Here is a 20,298-nt window from a genome sequence, read left to right as displayed (position 1 = left end):
ACACCGTGCCGCAAGCGCAGATAGAGGAAAATCAGTTTTTTGGCTTCAACGGCGGATTCCTTGACGGTCCCGTCGTTATCGACGAGAAGCGGAAAAATGAGCGACGAACCAAAAAAGCCCCGCGAGGAGAGCGACCTCGCTTCGCAGTTCTTCGTTGAGGCGGCCGAGCGCGCCTATGTCAGCGCCCAACGCGATTCGGCGGGCGCGGCGGGACCCAGGCGATTTTACAAGACGGTCTCCGTCGGGGAGGCCGAAGGCGGCTACAGCGTGCTTCTCGACGGCCGCCCCGTCAACACGCCGGCGAGGCGGCGCGTCGTCGTCCCGTCGCGGGAGCTCGCCGAAGCCATGGCCGCCGAATGGGCGGAGCAGGGGGAGACGATCAACCCCGCCACCATGCCTCTGACGAAGCTCGTTAATTCCACAATCGACGGCGTCGCCCGACAAATGGCCGAGGTTGAGGCGGAGCTCGTCAAATACGCAGGCTCCGACCTGATCTGCTACCGCGCAGGCGAGCCCGAGAGCCTTGTCGCCGCGCAATCGGCGGCCTGGGACCCGCTCCTCGCCTTCGCGCGCGACAGGCTCGGGGCGAGGCTGTCGCTGGCGGAAGGGGTGATGTTTGCGGCCCAGAGCGAGGCGGCGCTGGCCGCGATCGCCGCCGCGGTGCGGGGATATGTCGGCGAGGGGCCCTCGGCGCCGTTCCGGCTGTCCTCCCTGCATGTCATGACGACGCTGACCGGCTCGCTGATGGTGGGAATCGCCACGGCGTTGGGCGAGTTGAAAGTAGACGACGCCTGGGCCGCAGCCCATGTGGACGAGGACTTCCAGATGCGCGCCTGGGGCGCCGACGCCGAGGCGCTCGCCCGGCGCGAGGCGCGCTTAGTGGAGATGCGCGCGGCGGCCTTCCTTTCCGAAATCGTCAACAAATAGGGCGGCGCGGCGCCCTGTTAAGCGCCACTGCGACGATTTCGCTCATAAGGCGGGACATCGCGCGCTTGTCTCTTGCTTTGCACAAGGGGCTTTGTTACGGAACGCGCGGCTTGGAGCCTTTCCAAGGAAATGGCTCCCGCGAATGCGGCCTTCGCCCCGCTGCAATCGACCGGACACGACCCATGCCGATGCTGCTCGAACAATATCTGCCGCTGGTGATCTTCATCGCGCTCTCCGCGATCATCGCTGGCGCCCTGCTCGTCGCGCCCTTCCTGTTCGCCTTCAAGGCGCCGGACCCCGAGAAGCTCTCGGCCTATGAGTGCGGCTTCAATCCGTTCAATGATTCGCGCATGAAATTCGACGTGCGATTCTATCTCGTGTCGCTGCTATTCATCGTGTTCGATCTGGAAGTGGCCTTCCTCTTTCCCTGGGCCGTCGCATTTAAGGAGGCTGGAGCCTTCGGCTTCTGGTCGATGATGGTTTTCCTCGGCGTGCTGACCGTCGGCTTCGTCTACGAGTGGCGCAAGGGAGCGCTGGAATGGGATTGATCACCAATCAGGGCGGCGCGCTCGTCGCCCCGCAGCCCAAGGGCCTCATCGATCCGCGCACCGGCAAGCCGGTGGGATCGGACGACCCTTTCTTTCTTCAGATCAACGAAGAGCTGGCCGACAAGGGCTTCTTCGTCACCGCGACGGACGACGTCATCAACTGGGCGCGCACCGGGTCGCTCATGTGGATGACATTCGGCCTCGCCTGCTGCGCGGTCGAGATGATTCAGGCGGCTATGCCCCGCTACGATCTCGAGCGCTTCGGCTTCGCGCCGCGCGCCTCGCCGCGCCAGTCGGACTGCATCATCATCGCCGGCACGCTGACCAACAAGATGGCGCCGGCGCTGCGCAAGGTCTATGACCAGATGCCGGAGCCCCGCTACGTCATCTCCATGGGCTCCTGCGCCAATGGCGGCGGCTACTACCATTATTCCTATTCCGTGGTGCGCGGGTGCGACCGCATCATCCCGGTCGACGTCTATGTGCCGGGCTGTCCGCCGTCGGCCGAGGCGCTCGTCTACGGCATGCTGCTGTTGCAGAAGAAGATCCGGCGCACGGGGACGATCGAGCGCTAGCGCGTTCTCCGCTCGCGTCGCGGGCGGGAAACGCGAGGGAAAATTGACGCGAAGCAAAAAGCTTCTTGCGAAGGGACTGGCAATGGTTGGGGAATTCGAGGCGCTGGGCGCGCGGATCAGCGACGCTCTTCCCGGCGCGGTGACGAATGTGAAGGTCGCCTATGGCGAACTCACGCTCACCGTGGCGCGCGATCGCTGGCTCGATGTCGCGACCTTTCTGCGCGACGACGCCGAATGTCTGTTCGTCAACGTGATCGACGTGACGGCGGCGGATTTTCCCGAGCGCGAGGAGCGCTTCGAGGTCGTCGCGCATCTTCAGTCGCCGAAGCACAACCGCCGCATCCGCATCAAGACGCCGGCCTCGGAGGAGACCCTGGTGGCTTCGCTTGTCTCGCTCTTTCCTGGAGCCGACTGGTACGAGCGCGAGACATATGATCTCTTCGGCGTCATTTTCTCTGGCCATCCGGATCTGCGCCGCATCATGACCGACTATGGCTTCGACGGGCATCCGCTGCGCAAGGATTTCCCGATGACCGGTTTCGTCGAGGTGCGCTACGACGACGAGCAGAAGCGCGTGGTCTATGAGCCTGTGCGACTGACGCAGGAATATCGCAACTTCGATTTCCTCTCGCCGTGGGAGGCCGTCCAATACGACCTTCCCGGCGACGAGAAGGCGAGCAAGTGAGCGCCTCAACGATGACTGAACAGCCCGCGGCCCCGCAGGGTCAACGCAACTTCAACATCAACTTCGGCCCGCAGCATCCTGCGGCGCATGGCGTTTTGCGCCTTATTCTCGAACTCGACGGCGAGGTCGTCGAGCGCGTCGATCCGCATGTCGGCTTCCTGCATCGCGGCACCGAGAAGCTGATGGAGTCGCGCACCTATCTGCAGAACGTGCCTTACTTCGACCGGCTCGACTATTGCGCGCCGATGAATCAGGAGCACGCCTTCTGTCTCGCGATCGAGCGCCTGCTCGATGTGGAGGTTCCGCGCCGCGGTCAGCTCATCCGCGTGCTCTACGCCGAAATCGGCCGCCTGCTGTCGCATCTCCTGAATGTCACCTCGCAGGCGATGGACGTCGGCGCGCTCACCCCGCCGCTGTGGGGTTACGAAGAGCGCGAAAAGCTTATGGTGTTTTACGAGCGCGCCTGCGGCGCCCGCATGCACGCCAATTATTTCCGTCCCGGCGGCGTGGCGCGCGATTTGCCCGACCAGCTTGTCGAGGACATCGGCGCCTTCTGCGACCCGTTCCTGAAAGTCGTCGACGATCTCGACGAGCTTTTCATCGGGAACCGGATCTTCAAGCAGCGAAACGTCGACATCGGCGTGATTTCGCTCGAGGACGCCTGGAAATGGGGTTTCTCCGGCGTGATGGTGCGCGGCTCCGGCGCGGCCTGGGATCTGCGCAAGGCGCAGCCCTACGAGTGCTACGAGGAAATGGAGTTCGACATCCCCGTCGGAAAACATGGCGACTGCTACGACCGCGCCGTGATCCGCATGGAGGAGATGCGCCAGTCGACGTACATCATGAAACAGTGCGTCGAAAAGCTGATGCGCGCTGACGGCCGCGGCCCGGTGCTGACGCCGAACCACAAGATCACGCAGCCGTCGCGTCAGGAGATGAAGCGCTCGATGGAAGCGCTCATCCATCACTTCAAGCTCTTCACCGAGGGCTTCCACGTCCCGGCCGGCGAAGTTTATGCGGCGGTCGAGGCGCCGAAGGGCGAATTCGGCGTCTATCTCGTATCCGACGGCGGCGACAAGCCGTATCGCTGCAAGATCCGCGCGCCGGGCTTCGTGCATCTGTCCGCCATGGATTTCCTGTGCAAGGGCCACATGCTCGCCGACGTCTCGGCGATCCTAGGTTCGCTCGATATCGTCTTCGGGGAGGTCGATCGCTAATGTCCGTCCGTCGTCTCGCCGAGAACCAGCCCGAGAGCTTCGAGTTCACAGCCGAAAACAAGGCGTGGCTCGAAAAGCAGATCGCCAAATATCCCGACGGCCGACAGGCCTCCGCGGTCGTGCCAGCCCTGTGGCAGGCGCAGAAGCAAAACAATTACTGGCTGCCGCAGAAGGCGATCGAGAAGGTCGCAGAGACGCTCGGCATGCCGAAGATCCGCGTCCTCGAGGTCGCGACGTTCTACACCATGTTCAATCTCGAACCGGTGGGGAAGTATTACATCCAGCTTTGCGGCACGACGCCCTGCATGCTGTGCGGCTCCGACGATCTCATCAAGGTGCTGGAGCGCCGCGTCGGCCCACAGCGCAAGGTGACGGCTGACGGCATGTTCTCCTGGCTCGAGGTCGAATGTCTCGGCGCCTGCTGCAACGCGCCGATGGTGCAGATCAACGACGACTATTACGAAGACCTGACCGCCGAGAATTTCGAGAAGCTTCTCGACGATCTCGCCGCCGGCCGTCCGGTGAAGACCGGCTCGCAGAAGGGCCGCGTTTCATCGGAGCCCGAGGGCGGACTCACGAGCCTCACCTCGCTCTACGGCCAGAAGTAAGCGGAGGGAACGGAACCATCATGCTCTCCGATTCAGATCGCATCTTCACGAATCTTTACGGCCTCGGGGATCGCTCGCTCGCCGGTGCGCGCAAGCGCGGCCAGTGGGACAATACGAAGGCGCTTCTCGCCAAGGGCCGCGACAAGATCATCGAGGAAGTGAAAGCCTCGGGCCTTCGCGGCCGCGGCGGCGCAGGTTTCTCGACAGGCCTCAAATGGTCCTTCATGCCGAAGGACGTCGATCCCAGACGCCCGCATTATCTCGTCATCAACGCCGACGAGTCCGAGCCCGGCACGTGCAAGGACCGCGAGATCATGCGCAACGACCCGCATACGCTGGTCGAGGGCGCGCTGGTCGCCTCCTTCGCCATGGGCGCGCACGCCTGTTACATCTACGTTCGCGGCGAGTTCATCGCCGAGCGCGAGGCGTTGCAGCGCGCCGTCGATGAAGCCTATGCGGCCAATCTCATCGGCAAGAACAACGTCCACGGCTATCCCTTCGATCTGTACGTCCATCACGGCGCCGGCGCCTATATCTGCGGCGAAGAGACGGCCCTGATCGAGAGCCTCGAAGGCAAGAAGGGCATGCCGCGCCTGAAGCCGCCGTTCCCCGCGAATGTCGGCCTTTATGGCTGTCCGACGACCGTCAACAACGTCGAGTCGATTGCCGTGGTTCCGACGATCCTGCGTCGCGGCCCGAACTGGTTCGCCGGCATCGGCAAGCCCAACAACACCGGCACCAAGCTTTTCTCGATCTCCGGCCATGTCAACCGGCCGTGCAACGTCGAGGAGGCGATGTCGATCTCCTTCCGCGAACTGATCGACTCCCATTGCGGCGGCGTTCGCGGCGGCTGGGACAATCTTCTCGCGGTCATTCCCGGCGGTTCGTCGGTGCGCTGCGTTCCGGCGCATCAGATCATCGACTGCCCGATGGATTTCGACAGCCTCGTAAAGCTCGGCTCGGGCCTCGGCACGGCGGCGGTGATCGTCATGGACAAGTCCACTGACATCATCCGCGCCATCGCGCGCCTCGCCTACTTCTACAAGCACGAGAGCTGCGGCCAGTGCACGCCCTGCCGCGAAGGCACGGGCTGGATGTATCGCGTCGTGCAGCGCATGGTCGAAGGCCGCGCGAACAAGAAGGAAATCGACATGTTGTTCGACGTGTCGAAGCAGATCGAGGGCCACACCATCTGCGCGCTCGGCGACGCGGCGGCGTGGCCGATTCAGGGTCTCATCACCCATTTCCGCGACGTGATCGAACAGCGAATCGATCAATATACGGCCAACCCGCACCCGGAGCCGGTGCGCGAGGCGGCGGAGTGATCATGAACAAGCGCGTCGAGACTTCGGAGAGAGCGAAGTGACCAAGATTCTCGTCGATGGCGTCGAAGTTGACGTGCCGGGAGAGTTCACGCTTCTGCAGGCGTGCGAGGAGGCGGGCGCCGAGGTGCCGCGCTTCTGCTACCATGAGCGCCTGTCGATCGCGGGCAATTGCCGCATGTGCCTCGTCGAGGTGAAGGGCGGACCGCCCAAGCCGCAGGCCTCCTGCGCAATGTCGGTGAAGGATCTGCGTCCGGGTCCGAACGGCGCGCCGCCGGAAGTTCTCACCAAATCGCCGATGGTGAAGAAGGCCCGCGAAGGCGTTATGGAGTTCCTGCTCGTCAACCATCCGCTCGATTGCCCCATCTGCGATCAGGGCGGCGAATGCGACCTGCAGGATCAGGCGCTCGCATTCGGCGGCGACAGCTCGCGCTACAGCGAAAACAAGCGCGCGGTCGAAGACAAATATATCGGCCCGCTGGTCAAGACCGAGATGACGCGCTGCATTCATTGCACGCGCTGCGTCCGCTTCACTGCGGAAGTCGCGGGCACGGGCGACATGGGCGCCATCGGCCGCGGCGAGGATATGGAAATCACGACCTATCTCGAAAGCGCGATGACCTCGGAGCTCCAGGGCAATGTCGCGGACCTTTGCCCGGTCGGCGCGCTGCTGCCCAAGCCGCAGAATTTCCGCGCGCGTCCGTGGGAATATCAGAAGACCGAAACCATCGACGTCATGGACGCCCTGGGTTCGGCCATCCGCGTCGACTCCCGCGGCCGCGAAGTCATCCGCATCCTGCCGCGAGTGAACGACGCGGTGAATGAGGAGTGGATTTCCGACAAGACGCGTCAGATCGTCGATGGTCTCAAGACCCAGCGTCTGGATCGCCCGTATGTGCGCGAGAATGGCCGTCTGCGTCCCGCGACATGGCAGGAGGCCTTCGAGGCCATCGCCGCCAAGCGCAAAACGACAGCGCCCGCGCGTACGGGCGCGATCGTCGGCGACCTCGCGGCGGTCGAGGAGATTTTCGCGCTCAGGCTGCTCATGCAGCAGCTGGGAACGCCGAATATCGATTGCCGTCAGGATGGCGCCAAGCTCGATCCGAAATTCGGGCGCGCGTCCTATCTGTTCAACGCCACCGTCGCCGGTATCGACGACGCCGACGCGCTGCTGATCGTCGGCTCCAACCCGCGAAAGGAGTCGCCCGTTCTCAACGCGCGAATCCGCAAGCGCTGGCTCAGGGGCGACTTCAAGATTTCGGTGGTCGGCGAAAAGGCCGATCTCACTTACGACTACGACTATCTCGGCGCGGGCGCGGATTCGCTTCTGCGGTTCATTCAGGATGGCAAGCCGGCGGGCAGATTGCTCGTGATCGTGGGGCAGGGCGCGCTCGCACGCCCGGACGGCGACGCCATTCTCGCGCTCGCCGCGCAGGCCGCGCAAAAGTTCGGCGGGGTCGGCGACGGCTGGAACGGCTTCAGCGTCCTCCACACGGCGGCGTCGCGCGTCGGCGCGCTCGATCTCGGCTTCACGCCGGCGGCGGGCGGCATGGACGCGCAGGCGATGGCCAAAGCGGGCGCTCTCGACCTCATTTTCAACCTGGGCGCCGATGAACTGGCGATCGATCCGGGCGCCTTCGTCGTCTATATCGGCACGCATGGCGACCGCGGCGCGCATCGCGCCGACGTGATCTTGCCCGGCGCGGCCTACACGGAAAAGTCGGGCCTCTATGTGAACACGGAAGGCCGCGTGCAGCTTGCCTCGCGCGTTGTCTTCCCTCCAGGCGAGGCCCGCGAGGACTGGGCTGTCCTGCGCGCGCTTTCCGGCGCGCTCGGGCAGGCGCTGCCCTTCGACTCGCTTGCGGCTTTGCGCAAAAAGCTCGTCGAGGCCCATCCGCATTTCGCGCGCATCGACCAGATCGCGGCGGGCGACGCGGCCGATATCGGCAAGCTCGCCATTCATCCGGCGGTCGCGATGAAGGACGCTTTCGTCCCGGCCATCGAAGATTTCTACCTCACCAATCCGATCGCGCGCGCCTCGGCGGTCATGGCGGAATGCTCGGCTCTCGCGCAAGGCCGGCTGAAGCAGGCGGCGGAATAGGAGCGAAGACGTGACCGAGTGGCTGAACGCAATTACCGCCTATCTCGCGGAAAGCCCCGTTCTGCTCGCGCTCATCAAGAGCGTGCTGATCGCGGTGGTTCTGCTGATCTATGTGGCCTACGTCATTCTCGCTGACCGCAAGATCTGGGCGGCGGTGCAGTTGCGTCGCGGCCCGAATGTCGTCGGCCCGTGGGGTCTGCTTCAAAGCTTCGCCGACTTCATCAAATTCGCCCTCAAGGAGCCGGTGATCCCGGACACCGCGAACAAGGGCATCTTCCTGTTCGCGCCATTCATCATGGCGACGCTGTCGATCGCCGCCTGGGCGGTGGTGCCGGTGTCGGACGGCGGCTGGGTCGTCGGCGACATCAATGTCGGCATCCTCTATATTTTCGCGCTTTCGTCGCTCGGCGTTTACGGCGTCATCATGGGCGGCTGGGCGTCGAACTCGAAATATCCCTTCCTGTCCGCCCTGCGCTCCGCCGCGCAGATGGTGTCGTACGAAGTCTCGATCGGCTTCGTCATCATTACCGTGCTGCTCTGCGCCGGTTCGCTGAATCTGACCGAAATCGTTCGCGCGCAGGACACGCCATACGGCATGGCCGGCTGGTACTGGCTGCGCCTGTTCCCGATGTTCGTCATCTTCTTCGTTTCGGCGCTGGCCGAGACGAACCGTCCTCCCTTCGACCTCGTCGAGGCGGAATCCGAACTCGTCGCCGGCTTCATGATTGAATATTCGGCGACGCCTTACGTGCTGTTCATGCTCGCCGAATATGTGGCGATCGTGACCATGTGCGCCCTGCTGACCATCCTGTTCTTCGGCGGCTGGCTGCCGCCGGCGAATATCGCCCCCTTCACCTGGGTGCCAGGAGTCATCTGGTTCATCCTGAAGGTCAGCTTCTTCTTCTTCTTCTTCGCCATGGTGAAGGCGTTCGTGCCGCGTTATCGGTACGATCAGCTTATGCGTCTGGGCTGGAAAGTGTTCCTGCCGATTTCGCTCGTCATGGTCATTATTGTCGCCGCGGTGCTGCAGTTCGGCCCCGGCGCGGTCGCGAGCTGAGGCCCGTCATGAGACTAGACCAAGCCGCCAAGTCGCTGTTCCTGTCGGAGTTCGTGGGCGCCTTCTGGCTATCCATGCGCTACTTCTTCAAGCCGAAGGCGACGATCAATTATCCGCATGAAAAGAACCCGATTTCGCCGCGTTTTCGGGGAGAGCATGCGCTGCGCCGCTATCCCAACGGCGAGGAGCGCTGCATCGCCTGCAAGCTCTGCGAGGCGATCTGTCCGGCTCAGGCCATCACCATCGAAGCGGGTCCGCGCCGCAACGACGGCACCCGTCGCACGACGCGCTACGACATCGACATGGTGAAGTGCATCTATTGCGGCTATTGCCAGGAGGCCTGCCCCGTCGACGCGATCGTCGAGGGCCCGAACCAGGAATTCGCGACCGAGACGCGCGAGGAGCTTTACTACACCAAGGAGCGCCTGCTCGAGAATGGCGCCCGCTGGGAACGTGAGATCGCGCGCAACATCGCGATGGACTCGCCCTACCGGTAAAAAGAGAACGCGAGCCGCGACGCAGGTCGCGCTCTTCATGAGAGGATGAGGCCGTGGCGGCTGTATTTTTCTACATCTTCGCGACGATCATGATCGCGTCAGCCTGCGTGGTGATCTTCGCACGCAATCCGGTGCATTCCGTGCTGTTTCTCATCCTCGCCTTTTGTAACGGCGCGGGTCTGTTCCTGCTTGCCGGCGCCGAGTTCCTGGCCATGATCCTCATCGTGGTCTATGTCGGCGCAGTGGCGGTCCTGTTCCTCTTCGTGGTCATGATGCTCGACGTCGACTTCGCGGAATTGAAGCAGGGCTTCAATAAATATCTGCCTGTCGGCGCCGCGGTCGGCGTCGTCGTTCTGGCGGAGCTCGGCATGGTCGCCATCGGCTGGCAATCCGCGCCTTCGGCTTCCTCGGCGGCCGCCACGCCCATCGTCGCCAATGTCTCGAACACTGCGGCGCTCGGGCAGGTGCTCTATACGAAGTATGTGATCTTCTTCCAGGCTTCAGCGCTGGTGCTGCTTACCGCCATGATCGGCGCGATCGTGCTGACGCTGCATCACAAGCCGAATGTGAAGCGCCAGAAGATCGCGGAACAGAACGCGCGCAACCGCGACAATGTCATCGAAATCAAGAAAGTCCCGTTCCGGACCGGCGTCTAACGAGGAAGTCTCATGATGACCATCGGCCTCACTCACTACCTCGTCGTCGCCGCGATCCTGTTCACGCTCGGCGTTGCGGGCATCATTCTCAACCGCAAGAACATCATCGTCATCCTAATGTCGGTGGAGTTGATTCTCCTGTCGGTGAACCTCAACTTCGTCGCCTTTTCGCAGTCGCTCGGCGATCTGGTGGGGCAGGTGTTCGCGCTCTTCGTTCTCACCGTGGCGGCGGCGGAGGCTGCAATCGGCCTTGCGATCCTCGTCGCCTTCTATCGCAATCGCGGCACGATCGCGGTCGAAGACATCAATTCGTTGAAGGGCTGATCCCGCGATGATTCAGGCAATCGTCTTTCTCCCGCTGCTCGGTTTTCTGATTGCAGGCGCCTTCGGGCGCAAGCTCGGACCGCGCCCGTCGGAGCTCGTTACGACCGGGTTGCTCATGGTCTCGGCCGTGCTGTCCTGGGTCGTGTTCTTCGACGTGGCCCTCGGCCACAAAGAGGCAAGCGCTCCCGTCCTCGCCAACTGGATGACGGTTGGCGCGCTCAAGGTCGACTGGGCGCTGCGCGTCGACACGTTGACAGCGGTGATGCTCGTCGTCGTCAACACCGTGTCGAGCCTCGTGCACCTCTATTCGATCGGCTACATGCACGAGGACCCGTCGCGTCCGCGCTTCTTCGCCTATCTGTCGCTTTTCACCTTCGCCATGTTGATGCTGGTGACCGCCGACAATCTGGTGCAGATGTTCTTCGGCTGGGAGGGCGTGGGGCTGGCGTCCTATCTGCTCATCGGCTTCTGGTACGAGAAGCCGTCGGCCTGCGCCGCCGCCATTAAGGCCTTCGTGGTCAACCGCGTCGGCGATTTCGGTTTCGCTCTCGGCATCTTCCTCGTCTTCCAGCTCACGCAGTCGCTGAGCTTCAATGAGGTCTTCGCGGCCGTTCCGGGTCTTGCGGGCAAGCCGATCCATGTCTTCGGCATGGACGTCGACGCCCTGACGATTGCGGCCTTCCTGCTGTTCATCGGCGCCATGGGCAAGTCGGCGCAGTTCTTCCTGCACACATGGCTTCCCGACGCGATGGAGGGCCCGACGCCGGTTTCCGCGCTCATCCACGCCGCCACCATGGTGACCGCGGGTGTGTTCATGGTCGCGCGACTGTCGCCGATCTTCGAACATGCGCCCGCAGCGCTGGAATTCGTGACGCTGATCGGGGCCGTGACGGCGTTCTTCGCCGCGACCGTCGGCCTCGTGCAGAATGACATCAAACGCGTCATCGCCTATTCGACCTGTTCGCAGCTCGGCTACATGTTCGTTGCTGAAGGCGTCGGCGCCTATTCGCTCGGCGTGTTCCACCTCTTCACCCACGCCTTCTTCAAGGCGCTGCTGTTCCTAGGCGCCGGCTCGGTCATCCACGCGATGCATCACGAGCAGGACATGCGGAACATGGGCGGCCTGCGCAAGGACATCCCCTTCACCTTCGCCATGATGACCATCGGCACTCTGGCGCTGACGGGCTTCCCCTACACGGCGGGCTATTTCTCGAAGGACGGCATCATCGAGGCGGCCTTTGCCGCTGGCGAACACCACACGACTGCGATGATCGGCTTCGTGTCGACGGTCGTCGCCGCGGGTTTGACCTCCTTCTATTCATGGCGCCTCGTGTTCATGACCTTCTTCGGTCACCGCCCGGCGCATGAGATTGCACACAACCACTCGCATGACGAACCGACGCACGACGAGCATGCGCATGGGGCCCATCACGATGACCATGCGCATGATGATCATGGTCATGGCCATCACCATCACGCCCCGCATGAATCGCCGATCGTGATGCTGATCCCGCTCGCCATTCTCTCGCTCGGAGCGATTGGCGCGGGCTTCCTGTTCGAGCCCTATTTCGCCGGTCACGAATATGGCGAGTTCTGGAAAGGCGCGCTTTTCACGGGCGAGCACAATGAAATCCTGCACGAAATGCACCAGATCCCCGCGTGGGCCGGTTTCGCGCCGACCGCGATGATGATCCTCGGCTTCCTCGTCTCGCTCTATGTCTATGTGCTCAAGCCCGGAACCGCGCAGAAGCTTGCGGGCGCTTTCCCGCGTCTCTACCAGTTCCTGCTCAACAAATGGTATTTCGACGAGCTCTATGACGCCATCTTCGTGAAGCCCGCCTTTGCGATCGGCCGTCTGTTCTGGAAGGGCGGCGACGGCGCCATCATCGACGGCCTCGGTCCCGACGGCGTCGCCGCGCGCGTCGCGGATGGCGCGCGCCTCGCAGTGCGTCTGCAAACCGGATACATCTATAACTATGCCTTCGCCATGCTCATCGGCGTCGCGGCGGTTGTTACTTGGTTCGTCGTCGGGGGGCTCCGCTGATGTATGGGTTCGGCATTCTTTCCGGCCTCACTTTTCTTCCTCTGGTCGGCGTCGCCTTCCTTCTGACACAGAAGGGCGACGACGAGGCGAGCCTTCGCAACATCCGCTGGGCGACCTTTCTGACGACGCTCGCGACCTTCGCGCTGTCCCTCTACGTCTGGTCCGGCTTCGACGCGTCGAGCGCCGCCTTCCAGTTCGTTGAGGAAAAGAGCTGGTTCGGCGCTGAAGGCGCCGGCAAGGGCGGCCTCGTCTACAAGATGGGCGTCGACGGCTTCTCGATGCCGCTCGTCCTGCTGACGACCTTCATCATGCCCTTCTCGATCCTCGCCTCCTGGGAGTCGGTCACGAAGCGCGTGAAGGAATATATGATCGCCTTCCTCGTGCTCGAGACGCTGATGATCGGCGTCTTCTGCGCGCTGGATCTCGTTCTTTTCTACCTCTTCTTTGAGGGCGGCCTCATTCCGATGTTCCTCATCATCGGCATCTGGGGCGGCAAGCGGCGCGTCTATGCGAGCTTCAAATTCTTCCTTTATACGCTCGCCGGCTCGCTTCTGATGCTGGTCGCCATCCTCGCCATGTATGGCGTGGCCGGCACGACCGACATCACCGTGTTGCTGAAGACCGATTTCCCCAAGGAGATGCAGACCTGGCTGTGGCTCGCCTTCTTCGCCTCTTTCGCGGTGAAGATGCCGATGTGGCCGGTGCACACGTGGCTGCCGGACGCTCACGTCGAGGCGCCGACGGCCGGTTCGGTCATCCTCGCGGCGATCCTGCTGAAGATGGGCGGTTACGGCTTCATCCGTTTCTCGCTGCCGATGTTCCCCGACGCGTCGGCCTATTTCGCCCCGCTGGTCTATGCGATGTCGGTCATCGCCATCGTCTACACCTCGCTCGTCGCGCTGGTGCAGGAAGACATCAAGAAGCTCATCGCCTACTCGTCGGTCGCCCATATGGGCTATGTGACGATGGGCCTGTTCACGCTCAATCCGCAGGGCGTGCAGGGCGCGATGTTCCAGATGATTTCGCATGGTTTCGTGTCCGGCGCGCTCTTCCTCTGCGTCGGCGTCATCTATGACCGCATGCACACCCGCGAGATCGCGGCCTATGGCGGGCTCGTGAACCGGATGCCGATTTACGCCTTCGTGTTCATGCTTTTCACCATGGCCAATGTCGGGCTTCCTGGCACGACGGGCTTCATTGGTGAATTCCTGTCGCTCATGGGCGCCTTCAAGGCCAACAGCTGGGTTGCGCTTATCGCCACCAGCGGCGTGATCTTCTCGGCGGCCTATGCGCTTTATCTTTACCGTCGCGTCGTCTTCGGCGCGCTGGAGAAGGCGAGCCTCAAGGACATCGTCGATCTGACGCCGCGCGAGATCGCGATCTTCGCCCCACTCATCGCCCTGACAATCTATTACGGCGTGCTGCCGGGACAGATCCTCAGTGCGACTCAAGCTTCGGTCGACAATCTCATCCAATCCCATACGGCCCTGCTCGACGCGGTGAAATTCGCCGTCGCGGGTCAATGACGGATCAATGACGATGCCCTTTCTCGTTCAACTCGCGCAAAACTTCCTGCCGGAAATCATTCTCGCCGTCGGCGTAATGGTTCTGATTCTGATCGGGGCCTGGCGCGGCGAGCGCGGTTTCAGCCTCGTCGACGAAATGGCCGTCGGTCTCCTCGGTCTCGCCATTCTGGCGATCGTGCTGTCGACCAAGTCGGTGGATCAAGCCGCTTTCGACGGCGCCTTCATGGATGACGCCTTCTCGCGCTTCATGAAAGTGCTGACGCTCGTCGGCGCGCTGGTCTCGATCCTGATGTCGGTGGACTGGCTGCAGCGAAACGGCCTCGAGAAATTCGAATATCCGGTGCTGGTCATCCTCTCCACGCTCGGCATGATGCTGCTGATCTCGGCGGATAATCTCATCGCGCTCTACCTCGGCCTCGAGCTCATGTCGCTCGCGCTTTACGTCATGGCCGCCTTCGCGCGGGATGACGGTCGTTCGTCGGAAGCGGGTCTGAAATATTTCGTGCTCGGCGCGCTGTCGTCCGGCATGATGCTGTATGGGTCGTCGCTGCTGTACGGCTTCGCGGGCACGGTGTCCTTTTCGGGCATTGCGCAGGTCGTGTCTGATCAGGCGCCCATCGGCGTGATCTTCGGCCTCGTCTTCGTGCTCGCCGGTCTCGCCTTCAAAATGTCGGCCGCGCCGTTCCACATGTGGACGCCCGACGTCTATGAAGGCGCGCCGACGCCGGTCACCGCGTTTTTCGCCTCCGCCGCCAAGATGGCCGCCGTGGCCATCACGGCGCGCATTGTCATCACCGCTTTCCCGGGCGTGACCCATCAGTGGCGTCAGATCATCGTGTTCCTCGCGATCGCCTCGACGCTGCTGGGCTCCTTCGCGGCGATCGGCCAGAAGAACATCAAGCGCCTGATGGCCTATTCGTCCATCGGCCACATGGGCTTCGCGCTGATCGGCCTTGCCGCCGGTAATGAGGCGGGCGTCAAGGGCGTGGCGATCTATCTCGCCGTCTATCTGGTTATGACGCTCGGCTCCTTCGCCGCCATCCTCGCGATGCGCGTCAACGGCAGGAACGTCGAGAACATCTCGGACCTCGCCGGCCTGTCCCGCACAAATGGCCTCATGGCCTTCTTCATGGCGATGCTGATGTTCTCGCTTGCGGGCGTGCCGCCGCTCGCCGGCTTCTTCGCGAAATATTACGTGCTGCTCGCGGCGGTCGACGCCGGGCTTTATCCGCTCGCCGTCATCGGCGTGCTGGCGAGCGCGGTGGCGGCCTTCTATTATCTGCGCGTCGTGAAGGTCATGTATTTCGACGATCCGGCGCCGGGCTTCGACCGTTCGCCGCTGGCGATCCGCGCCGTTCTCGCCGTCTCGACCATCGCGCTGCTCGGATTCTGGATCTATCCTGCGCCGGTCATGGACGCGGCTACCGTTGCAGCCAAATCACTGTTCTGAAGAGGACGCGCGCGTGGAAATTGGTTCAACCGCGCGCGCGCATGGCGTTCGGCTTCTTGCGCTCGATGAGGTAGACTCGACCAATAGCGAGGCTCGTCGCCTGATTGAAGGCGGCGAATGGGGTCCGCTCTGGGTCGTCGCGGCGCGTCAGACGAAAGGCCGGGGCCGGATGGACCGGGAGTGGCTGTCGCCGGCCGGCAATCTCCATGCAAGCTTCATCATCAGCGACTTCGGCGAAACTCTCGTCGCGCCGCAACTGGGCTTCGTCGCCGGCGTTGCGGCGATGCGCGCGCTGGTTTCGGCTGCGGGGCGCGGGCGTTTCGGGCTGAAATGGCCGAATGACCTGATGCTGGACGGCGCAAAGCTCGGCGGCATTCTTCTCGAGAATGTGATCGTTCCCACCGGCGACGCACGCGCGCCGGCGTCTTCGGTCGCGATCATCGGCATTGGCGTCAATTGCGCGAATTCGCCGGATGATCTTCCCTATGAAGCCCGCGCGCTTGCTGCTCTTGGCGCAGAGGCGCCTTCAGCTGCGACCGTTTTTGCGCATCTCTCCGACGCCCTCGTGGAGACGCTCGAAATCTGGCGCGGCGGCGCGGGCTTTGCGCAATTGCGGGAGGAGTGGCTGACCTACGCCTCCGGGCTGGGCGCCGACATTCGGGTCGCGTTGGCTCGGGAAACCGTCGAGGGCCGATTCGAGACGATAGACTCCTCTGGTCGGCTGGTTCTCGCGACCAGTGACGGCGCGCGCGTCGTGGAAGCCGGGGACGTGCTGCTTGGCCCGCGCCCCATCGCGGCAGGAATAGCCCGATGACGACCGGCGCGGCTGACTTCGTTTTCGTGCCGTTCGGCGGCGTCGGCGAAATTGGCATGAATCTGGCGCTTTACGGCTATGGGCCGCCGAAAGCGCGCAAATGGCTGATGGTCGATTGCGGACTGGGTTTTCCGGGACCAGAGCTTCCGGGCGTCGACGTCGTCTTTCCCGACATCGCCTTCGTGGAGAAAATCGCGAAGGATCTCGTCGCGATCTGCATTACACATGCGCATGAGGATCATATCGGCGCGCTCGCCACGCTATGGCCGAAGCTCAAGTGCAGGGTCTTCGCCTCGCCTTTCGCCTCTGGCCTGCTGGAGGTGCGCCGGCTGAGCGAGCCCGGCGCGCCGAAGATTGATCTGCTTCCCGCTCGAGCCGGAAGCGTGCTCGACCTCGATCCTTTCACTGTCGAATATATCGCCGTCGCCCATTCGATCCCCGAGGCGCATGCGCTCGCGATCCGCACGCCGCTCGGCGTCGCGCTGCACACCGGCGACTGGAAGATTGATCCCGAACCGGGCATCGGCGCGCGGATCGACGAGGCGCGGCTGCGGACGCTGGGCGACGAGGGCGTGGATGCGCTGGTCTGCGACTCGACCAATATTCTTCGCGAGGGCGACAGTTTTTCGGAGAGCGACGTCGCCCGCACCTTAAGGACGCTGATCTCGGAAGCGACGGGGCGCGTCCTCATCACGACTTTCGCCTCCAATGTCCAGCGTCTGCGCGCCATTGCAGAGGCCGCGATGGAGTGCGGGCGGACGGTCGTCGTCGCCGGCCGCGCGATGGATCGGGTGGTTCAGGTCGCGCGTGAATGCGGCTATCTGGACGGCATACCCGGTTTTCATTCGCCCGAACTTCTGCCGACGCTTCCACGCGAGAAGGTCGTCGTCATCGCCACCGGCAGCCAGGGCGAGCCGCGCGCAGCCATGGCCCGCGCCGCGAACAACGAGCATCCGTCGATCAAGCTCGGTCCCGGCGATCGAGTCATCTTTTCCTCTCGCACCATCCCGGGCAACGCGCGCGAGGTTCATCGCGTCATCAACAATCTGTGCAATCTCGGCGTTGAAGTGATCACCGATCACGATCACCTCGTCCATTGCTCCGGCCATCCGCGCCGCGGCGAAGTCGCGCAGATGTATGACTGGGTGCGGCCCAAGACGGCGATCCCCGTGCATGGCGAGGCGCATCATCTCACCCAGCATGCCGCCTTCGCCAAGACGAAGGGCGTGGACCAAGTCGTTCCGGCGCGCAACGGCTCGCTCGTGCGCATCGCGCCCGGCGCGCCTGGCGTTGTAGGAGAGATTCCGGCCGGTCGCCTGTTCAAGGACGGCGACGTCGTGCTGCGTGAGGATGACGGCGCCGTGCGCGAGCGCGGCAAGCTTTCCTATGCGGGCGTGGTGTCGATCGCGCTCGCCGTCGACAAGAAGGGCGATCTCGTCGGCGATCCGGATGTCGTCTTCGCCGGCGTGCCGAAGCGCGGAAAATTCGGCGAGGACATGGGGGAGGTCGTCGACGAGGCGCTGTTCGCTACGTTTGACGGCCTGCCGCGCGCGCGCCGACGGGACGCGGACGCGATCTCAAATGCGATCGAGCGCTCGGTGCGCGGCGCCGTGTTTTCCGTATGGGGCAAGAAGCCCATCGTGCATGTGATGGTTGTGACGGTTTGATCTACGCCCGATGCAGGGGCGGTTTGGCTGAAAACGCGTCTAAACGAAACGACTGCTTGCCCGAGCGGCAAAACTTGCCCGCCGCCTGCGGGCAAGTTTCGTGACATTCCTCAAAACGCAACGAATTTTTGCGTCTTGCCGTCCTCGGTCGTGATCGTGAAAGCTCTCACATAATTGCATTCGTGCGAACCGGGCAATTTGAACTTGTCGCCCTTGGCCATGGTCTTGTGGTACGCCTTGTCCCGGGCCGGAACAGCGCAGTCACCGCCATCGATCGTGACAGCCTTGACCGAAACATGGTCCTTCTTGACCTTGCATTCGACGTCGCCGTCTTTCTTGCTGCAGTCGAATGCTTCGTCGCCCGCGTAGGCGACAGAAGGGGCGAGAGCCAGGACAGCAAACAGCAGTTTTTTCATTTTCTTTCTCCATCGAAGAAGAAGGGAAGCGCTCAGACGCCTCGACCGGGGAGTATTTGCGGCTGCGACGCGCGCGCCCTCGGGCCGCGCGAACGATTTGTGTCAAGCACGCGCACATAAAAAGAATGTGACAATCTCGGCGGTTTCGTCCTACACATTCAAAAACGCCGACGATTCCCGCATATCCGGGGCGAGACGCCGACATGCGCTGCAAGCCCAGCTTTTACGAGTTCTTCGCCGGCGGCGGCATGGCGCGCGCGGGGTTGGGGCCGGGCTGGACCTGCCTCTTCGCCAATGATTTCGACCGCAAGAAAGCCGAGAGCTACCGCGCCAACTGGGGCGGCGGAGAGATGCATGTCGGCGACGTTCGCGAGATCACGACCGCGCAGCTTCCCGGCCGCGCCGATCTCGTCTGGGCGTCGTTCCCCTGCCAGGACCTGTCGCTCGCCGGCGCAGGGGCAGGGTTGAAGGGCGAGCGGTCAGGGACGTTCTGGCCCTTCTGGGCGCTGATGAAGGCGCTTTGCGCGGAGGGGCGCGCACCCGCAACGATCGTGCTCGAAAATGTCTGCGGGGCGCTCACCTCGCATGGCGGGCGGGATTTTACCGAGATTTGCCGGGCGCTCGGCGACGGGGGCTACAGATTCGGCGCGCTGGTCATCGACGCCGCGCTCTTCCTGCCGCAATCGCGCCCGCGTCTGTTCATCATCGCCGTGCGCGAGGATGCGCCGATTCCCGCGCCGCTTACCGAACAGCGCGCGAGCGCTCCCTTTCATACCCGTGCGCTGCGCACGGCTCAAGAGCAATTGCCCGAAGCGCTGAAAGCGAAATGGCTGTGGTGGCGACTGCCGGCGCCGCCTCTACGCAATGTGACGCTTGCGCAGTTCATCGAGGACACGCCGCGCGACGTCGCCTGGCACAGCGCCGCGGAGACGCAGACGCTCATCGATATGATGAGCGACGTCAATCTTGCAAAGATTGCGGAGGCGAAGCGCGCCGGCCGCAGGATGGTTGGGACGATGTATCGCCGCACGCGCTATACGGCTGGCGAAAAAATCCAGCGCGCCGAGGCGCGCTTCGACGATGTTGCGGGCTGTCTTCGCACGCCGGCGGGCGGGTCCAGCCGGCAATTCGTGCTTGTCGTCGACAAGGGCCGGGTGCGCTCGCGGCTCATGTCGGCGCGCGAGACTGCACGGCTGATGGGCCTGCCTGACGAATACACGCTGCCGGAGAAATACAATGAGGCTTATCATCTCACCGGCGATGGGGTTGTCGCTCCTGTCGTTCGGCACATTGCGGCGCATATCCTCGAACCGCTGATCGGCGCGCGCCCTATGCGCGTCGCCGCATAGAGTGGAAGACCCCGCGCAACGTTCCGCCACAATGCGCGCGGTGAAGTCGCGCGACACTTCGCCGGAGCTTGCAGTGCGCGCCCTGCTTCGAAAATTTGCGCCGGGCTACCGGCTGCATCGCAAGGATGTGCCCGGCAATCCCGACATTGCCTACATCGGCCGCAAGCAGGCGATTTTCGTGCATGGCTGTTTCTGGCACGGGCATGATTGCGCGCGCGGGGCGCGCATGCCCAAGGCCAACGCCGACTACTGGTGCGCGAAAATTGCGCGTAATCGGGCGCGAGACAAGGTGCATCGCGAAAAACTCGCCGCGCTCGGCTGGCGCACGCTCATTGTCTGGGAATGTGAATTGAAGGACGCGCCCGCGCTGGAGAAAAAGCTGCGGGAATTCCTGAATCAGGAGCGAGATCGTTAAGCCGTTTCATGGCCGGGTCTGGCCCGGCCATTCCGGCAAAGCACGTCGGCGCCGCGACGTACGTCATGGACGTCCGCCGCACGCGCAGGATGGTCGGAAG

20 protein-coding genes are annotated in these 20,298 nt (G+C 63.2%); 19 read left to right on the top strand and 1 reads right to left on the bottom strand.

Annotated features, from left to right (window positions below):
- Nucleotides 1-96 precede the first annotated feature (96 nt).
- From LG047_RS04170 to LG047_RS04090, 17 genes are all read left to right on the top strand, one after another.
- Nucleotides 97-927, top strand: coding sequence for an ATP12 family chaperone protein (locus tag LG047_RS04170; protein WP_227965628.1), 831 nt, complete (start codon nt 97-99; stop codon nt 925-927).
- Between the two features lie 182 nt (nt 928-1,109).
- On the top strand, nt 1,110-1,475 hold the full coding sequence (locus LG047_RS04165) for an NADH-quinone oxidoreductase subunit A (RefSeq protein ID WP_036282498.1): 366 nt from the start codon (nt 1,110-1,112) through the stop codon (nt 1,473-1,475).
- Entirely contained in the window at nt 1,466-2,050 is a 585-nt protein-coding gene (locus tag LG047_RS04160) for an NADH-quinone oxidoreductase subunit B family protein (RefSeq protein WP_036282496.1), read from the top strand. The genes LG047_RS04165 and LG047_RS04160 overlap by 10 nt, the downstream gene beginning before the upstream one ends.
- A gap of 82 nt (nt 2,051-2,132) precedes the next feature.
- Entirely contained in the window at nt 2,133-2,735 is a 603-nt protein-coding gene (locus LG047_RS04155) for an NADH-quinone oxidoreductase subunit C (protein ID WP_227968428.1), read from the top strand.
- Between the two features lie 11 nt (nt 2,736-2,746).
- The gene (locus LG047_RS04150) at nt 2,747-3,952 is read left to right on the top strand and encodes an NADH-quinone oxidoreductase subunit D (RefSeq protein WP_036282492.1); all 1,206 of its coding nucleotides are present in this window, start codon (nt 2,747-2,749) and stop codon (nt 3,950-3,952) included.
- Nucleotides 3,952-4,560 (top strand): NADH-quinone oxidoreductase subunit NuoE, encoded by a 609-nt coding sequence (gene nuoE, locus LG047_RS04145; RefSeq protein ID WP_227965626.1) that lies wholly within the window; start codon nt 3,952-3,954, stop codon nt 4,558-4,560. Before LG047_RS04150 ends, nuoE begins: the two co-directional genes overlap by 1 nt.
- A 20-nt stretch (nt 4,561-4,580) precedes the next feature.
- Nucleotides 4,581-5,885, top strand: coding sequence for an NADH-quinone oxidoreductase subunit NuoF (gene nuoF, locus LG047_RS04140; RefSeq protein WP_227965624.1), 1,305 nt, complete (start codon nt 4,581-4,583; stop codon nt 5,883-5,885).
- A gap of 37 nt (nt 5,886-5,922) precedes the next feature.
- Entirely contained in the window at nt 5,923-7,983 is a 2,061-nt protein-coding gene (gene nuoG / locus LG047_RS04135; RefSeq protein WP_227965622.1) for an NADH-quinone oxidoreductase subunit NuoG, read from the top strand.
- Between the two features lie 22 nt (nt 7,984-8,005).
- On the top strand, nt 8,006-9,040 hold the full coding sequence (gene nuoH, locus LG047_RS04130; RefSeq protein WP_051134493.1) for an NADH-quinone oxidoreductase subunit NuoH: 1,035 nt from the start codon (nt 8,006-8,008) through the stop codon (nt 9,038-9,040).
- 8 nt (nt 9,041-9,048) lie between these two features.
- Nucleotides 9,049-9,537 carry an NADH-quinone oxidoreductase subunit NuoI gene (gene nuoI, locus LG047_RS04125; RefSeq protein ID WP_036282484.1) on the top strand — a complete coding sequence of 163 codons (489 nt, stop codon included), beginning with the start codon at nt 9,049-9,051 and terminating at the stop codon, nt 9,535-9,537.
- A gap of 53 nt (nt 9,538-9,590) precedes the next feature.
- Nucleotides 9,591-10,193 carry an NADH-quinone oxidoreductase subunit J gene (locus tag LG047_RS04120; RefSeq protein WP_036282482.1) on the top strand — a complete coding sequence of 201 codons (603 nt, stop codon included), beginning with the start codon at nt 9,591-9,593 and terminating at the stop codon, nt 10,191-10,193.
- Between the two features lie 15 nt (nt 10,194-10,208).
- Nucleotides 10,209-10,517: an NADH-quinone oxidoreductase subunit NuoK gene (gene nuoK / locus LG047_RS04115; RefSeq protein WP_036287502.1), complete on the top strand. Its 309-nt coding sequence runs from the start codon at nt 10,209-10,211 to the stop codon at nt 10,515-10,517.
- Nucleotides 10,518-10,524: 7 nt separating this feature from the next.
- Entirely contained in the window at nt 10,525-12,561 is a 2,037-nt protein-coding gene (gene nuoL / locus LG047_RS04110) for an NADH-quinone oxidoreductase subunit L (RefSeq protein WP_227965618.1), read from the top strand.
- A complete protein-coding gene (locus LG047_RS04105) occupies nt 12,561-14,087 on the top strand; it encodes an NADH-quinone oxidoreductase subunit M (RefSeq protein ID WP_227965616.1) in 1,527 nt (508 codons plus the stop codon). The genes nuoL and LG047_RS04105 overlap by 1 nt, the downstream gene beginning before the upstream one ends.
- A 13-nt stretch (nt 14,088-14,100) precedes the next feature.
- On the top strand, nt 14,101-15,537 hold the full coding sequence (gene nuoN / locus LG047_RS04100; RefSeq protein ID WP_227968427.1) for an NADH-quinone oxidoreductase subunit NuoN: 1,437 nt from the start codon (nt 14,101-14,103) through the stop codon (nt 15,535-15,537).
- Between the two features lie 13 nt (nt 15,538-15,550).
- Nucleotides 15,551-16,351: a biotin--[acetyl-CoA-carboxylase] ligase gene (locus LG047_RS04095; protein WP_227965614.1), complete on the top strand. Its 801-nt coding sequence runs from the start codon at nt 15,551-15,553 to the stop codon at nt 16,349-16,351.
- On the top strand, nt 16,348-18,018 hold the full coding sequence (locus LG047_RS04090) for a ribonuclease J (RefSeq protein ID WP_227965608.1): 1,671 nt from the start codon (nt 16,348-16,350) through the stop codon (nt 18,016-18,018). The genes LG047_RS04095 and LG047_RS04090 overlap by 4 nt, the downstream gene beginning before the upstream one ends.
- Nucleotides 18,019-18,128: 110 nt before the next feature.
- On the opposite strand, the gene LG047_RS04085 is transcribed toward LG047_RS04090, so the two are convergent.
- Nucleotides 18,129-18,434 carry a hypothetical protein gene (locus tag LG047_RS04085; RefSeq protein ID WP_227965606.1) on the bottom strand — a complete coding sequence of 102 codons (306 nt, stop codon included), beginning with the start codon at nt 18,432-18,434 and terminating at the stop codon, nt 18,129-18,131.
- Between the two features lie 203 nt (nt 18,435-18,637).
- Between LG047_RS04085 and LG047_RS04080 the strand changes: the two genes are divergently transcribed.
- The gene (locus tag LG047_RS04080; RefSeq protein ID WP_227965605.1) at nt 18,638-19,783 is read left to right on the top strand and encodes a DNA cytosine methyltransferase; all 1,146 of its coding nucleotides are present in this window, start codon (nt 18,638-18,640) and stop codon (nt 19,781-19,783) included.
- Between the two features lies 1 nt (nt 19,784).
- Nucleotides 19,785-20,198, top strand: a complete 414-nt coding sequence (locus LG047_RS04075) for a very short patch repair endonuclease (RefSeq protein WP_227965604.1) — start codon at nt 19,785-19,787, stop codon at nt 20,196-20,198.
- Nucleotides 20,199-20,298: the final 100 nt, after the last annotated feature.

This window comes from Methylocystis sp. WRRC1, from assembly GCF_020733155.1.
Taxonomy (GTDB): Bacteria; Pseudomonadota; Alphaproteobacteria; order Rhizobiales; family Beijerinckiaceae; genus Methylocystis.
The sequence above is the reverse complement of the archived record's forward strand: the minus strand, read 5'-3'. Positions and strand labels throughout refer to the sequence as shown.

Excerpts from the sequence above, each read along its gene's own strand:
- LG047_RS04170 (WP_227965628.1), top strand. The coding sequence starts at position 97 with ATGAGCGACGAACCAAAAAAGCCCCGCGAGGAGAGCGACCTCGCTTCG.
- LG047_RS04165 (WP_036282498.1), top strand. The coding sequence starts at position 1,110 with ATGCCGATGCTGCTCGAACAATATCTGCCGCTGGTGATCTTCATCGCG.
- LG047_RS04160 (WP_036282496.1), top strand. The coding sequence starts at position 1,466 with ATGGGATTGATCACCAATCAGGGCGGCGCGCTCGTCGCCCCGCAGCCC.
- LG047_RS04155 (WP_227968428.1), top strand. The coding sequence starts at position 2,133 with ATGGTTGGGGAATTCGAGGCGCTGGGCGCGCGGATCAGCGACGCTCTT.
- LG047_RS04150 (WP_036282492.1), top strand. The coding sequence starts at position 2,747 with ATGACTGAACAGCCCGCGGCCCCGCAGGGTCAACGCAACTTCAACATC.
- nuoE (WP_227965626.1), top strand. The coding sequence starts at position 3,952 with ATGTCCGTCCGTCGTCTCGCCGAGAACCAGCCCGAGAGCTTCGAGTTC.
- nuoF (WP_227965624.1), top strand. The coding sequence starts at position 4,581 with ATGCTCTCCGATTCAGATCGCATCTTCACGAATCTTTACGGCCTCGGG.
- nuoI (WP_036282484.1), top strand. The coding sequence starts at position 9,049 with ATGAGACTAGACCAAGCCGCCAAGTCGCTGTTCCTGTCGGAGTTCGTG.
- nuoK (WP_036287502.1), top strand. The coding sequence starts at position 10,209 with ATGACCATCGGCCTCACTCACTACCTCGTCGTCGCCGCGATCCTGTTC.
- nuoL (WP_227965618.1), top strand. The coding sequence starts at position 10,525 with ATGATTCAGGCAATCGTCTTTCTCCCGCTGCTCGGTTTTCTGATTGCA.
- LG047_RS04105 (WP_227965616.1), top strand. The coding sequence starts at position 12,561 with ATGTATGGGTTCGGCATTCTTTCCGGCCTCACTTTTCTTCCTCTGGTC.
- nuoN (WP_227968427.1), top strand. The coding sequence starts at position 14,101 with ATGCCCTTTCTCGTTCAACTCGCGCAAAACTTCCTGCCGGAAATCATT.
- LG047_RS04090 (WP_227965608.1), top strand. The coding sequence starts at position 16,348 with ATGACGACCGGCGCGGCTGACTTCGTTTTCGTGCCGTTCGGCGGCGTC.
- LG047_RS04085 (WP_227965606.1), bottom strand. The coding sequence starts at position 18,434 with ATGAAAAAACTGCTGTTTGCTGTCCTGGCTCTCGCCCCTTCTGTCGCC.
- LG047_RS04080 (WP_227965605.1), top strand. The coding sequence starts at position 18,638 with ATGCGCTGCAAGCCCAGCTTTTACGAGTTCTTCGCCGGCGGCGGCATG.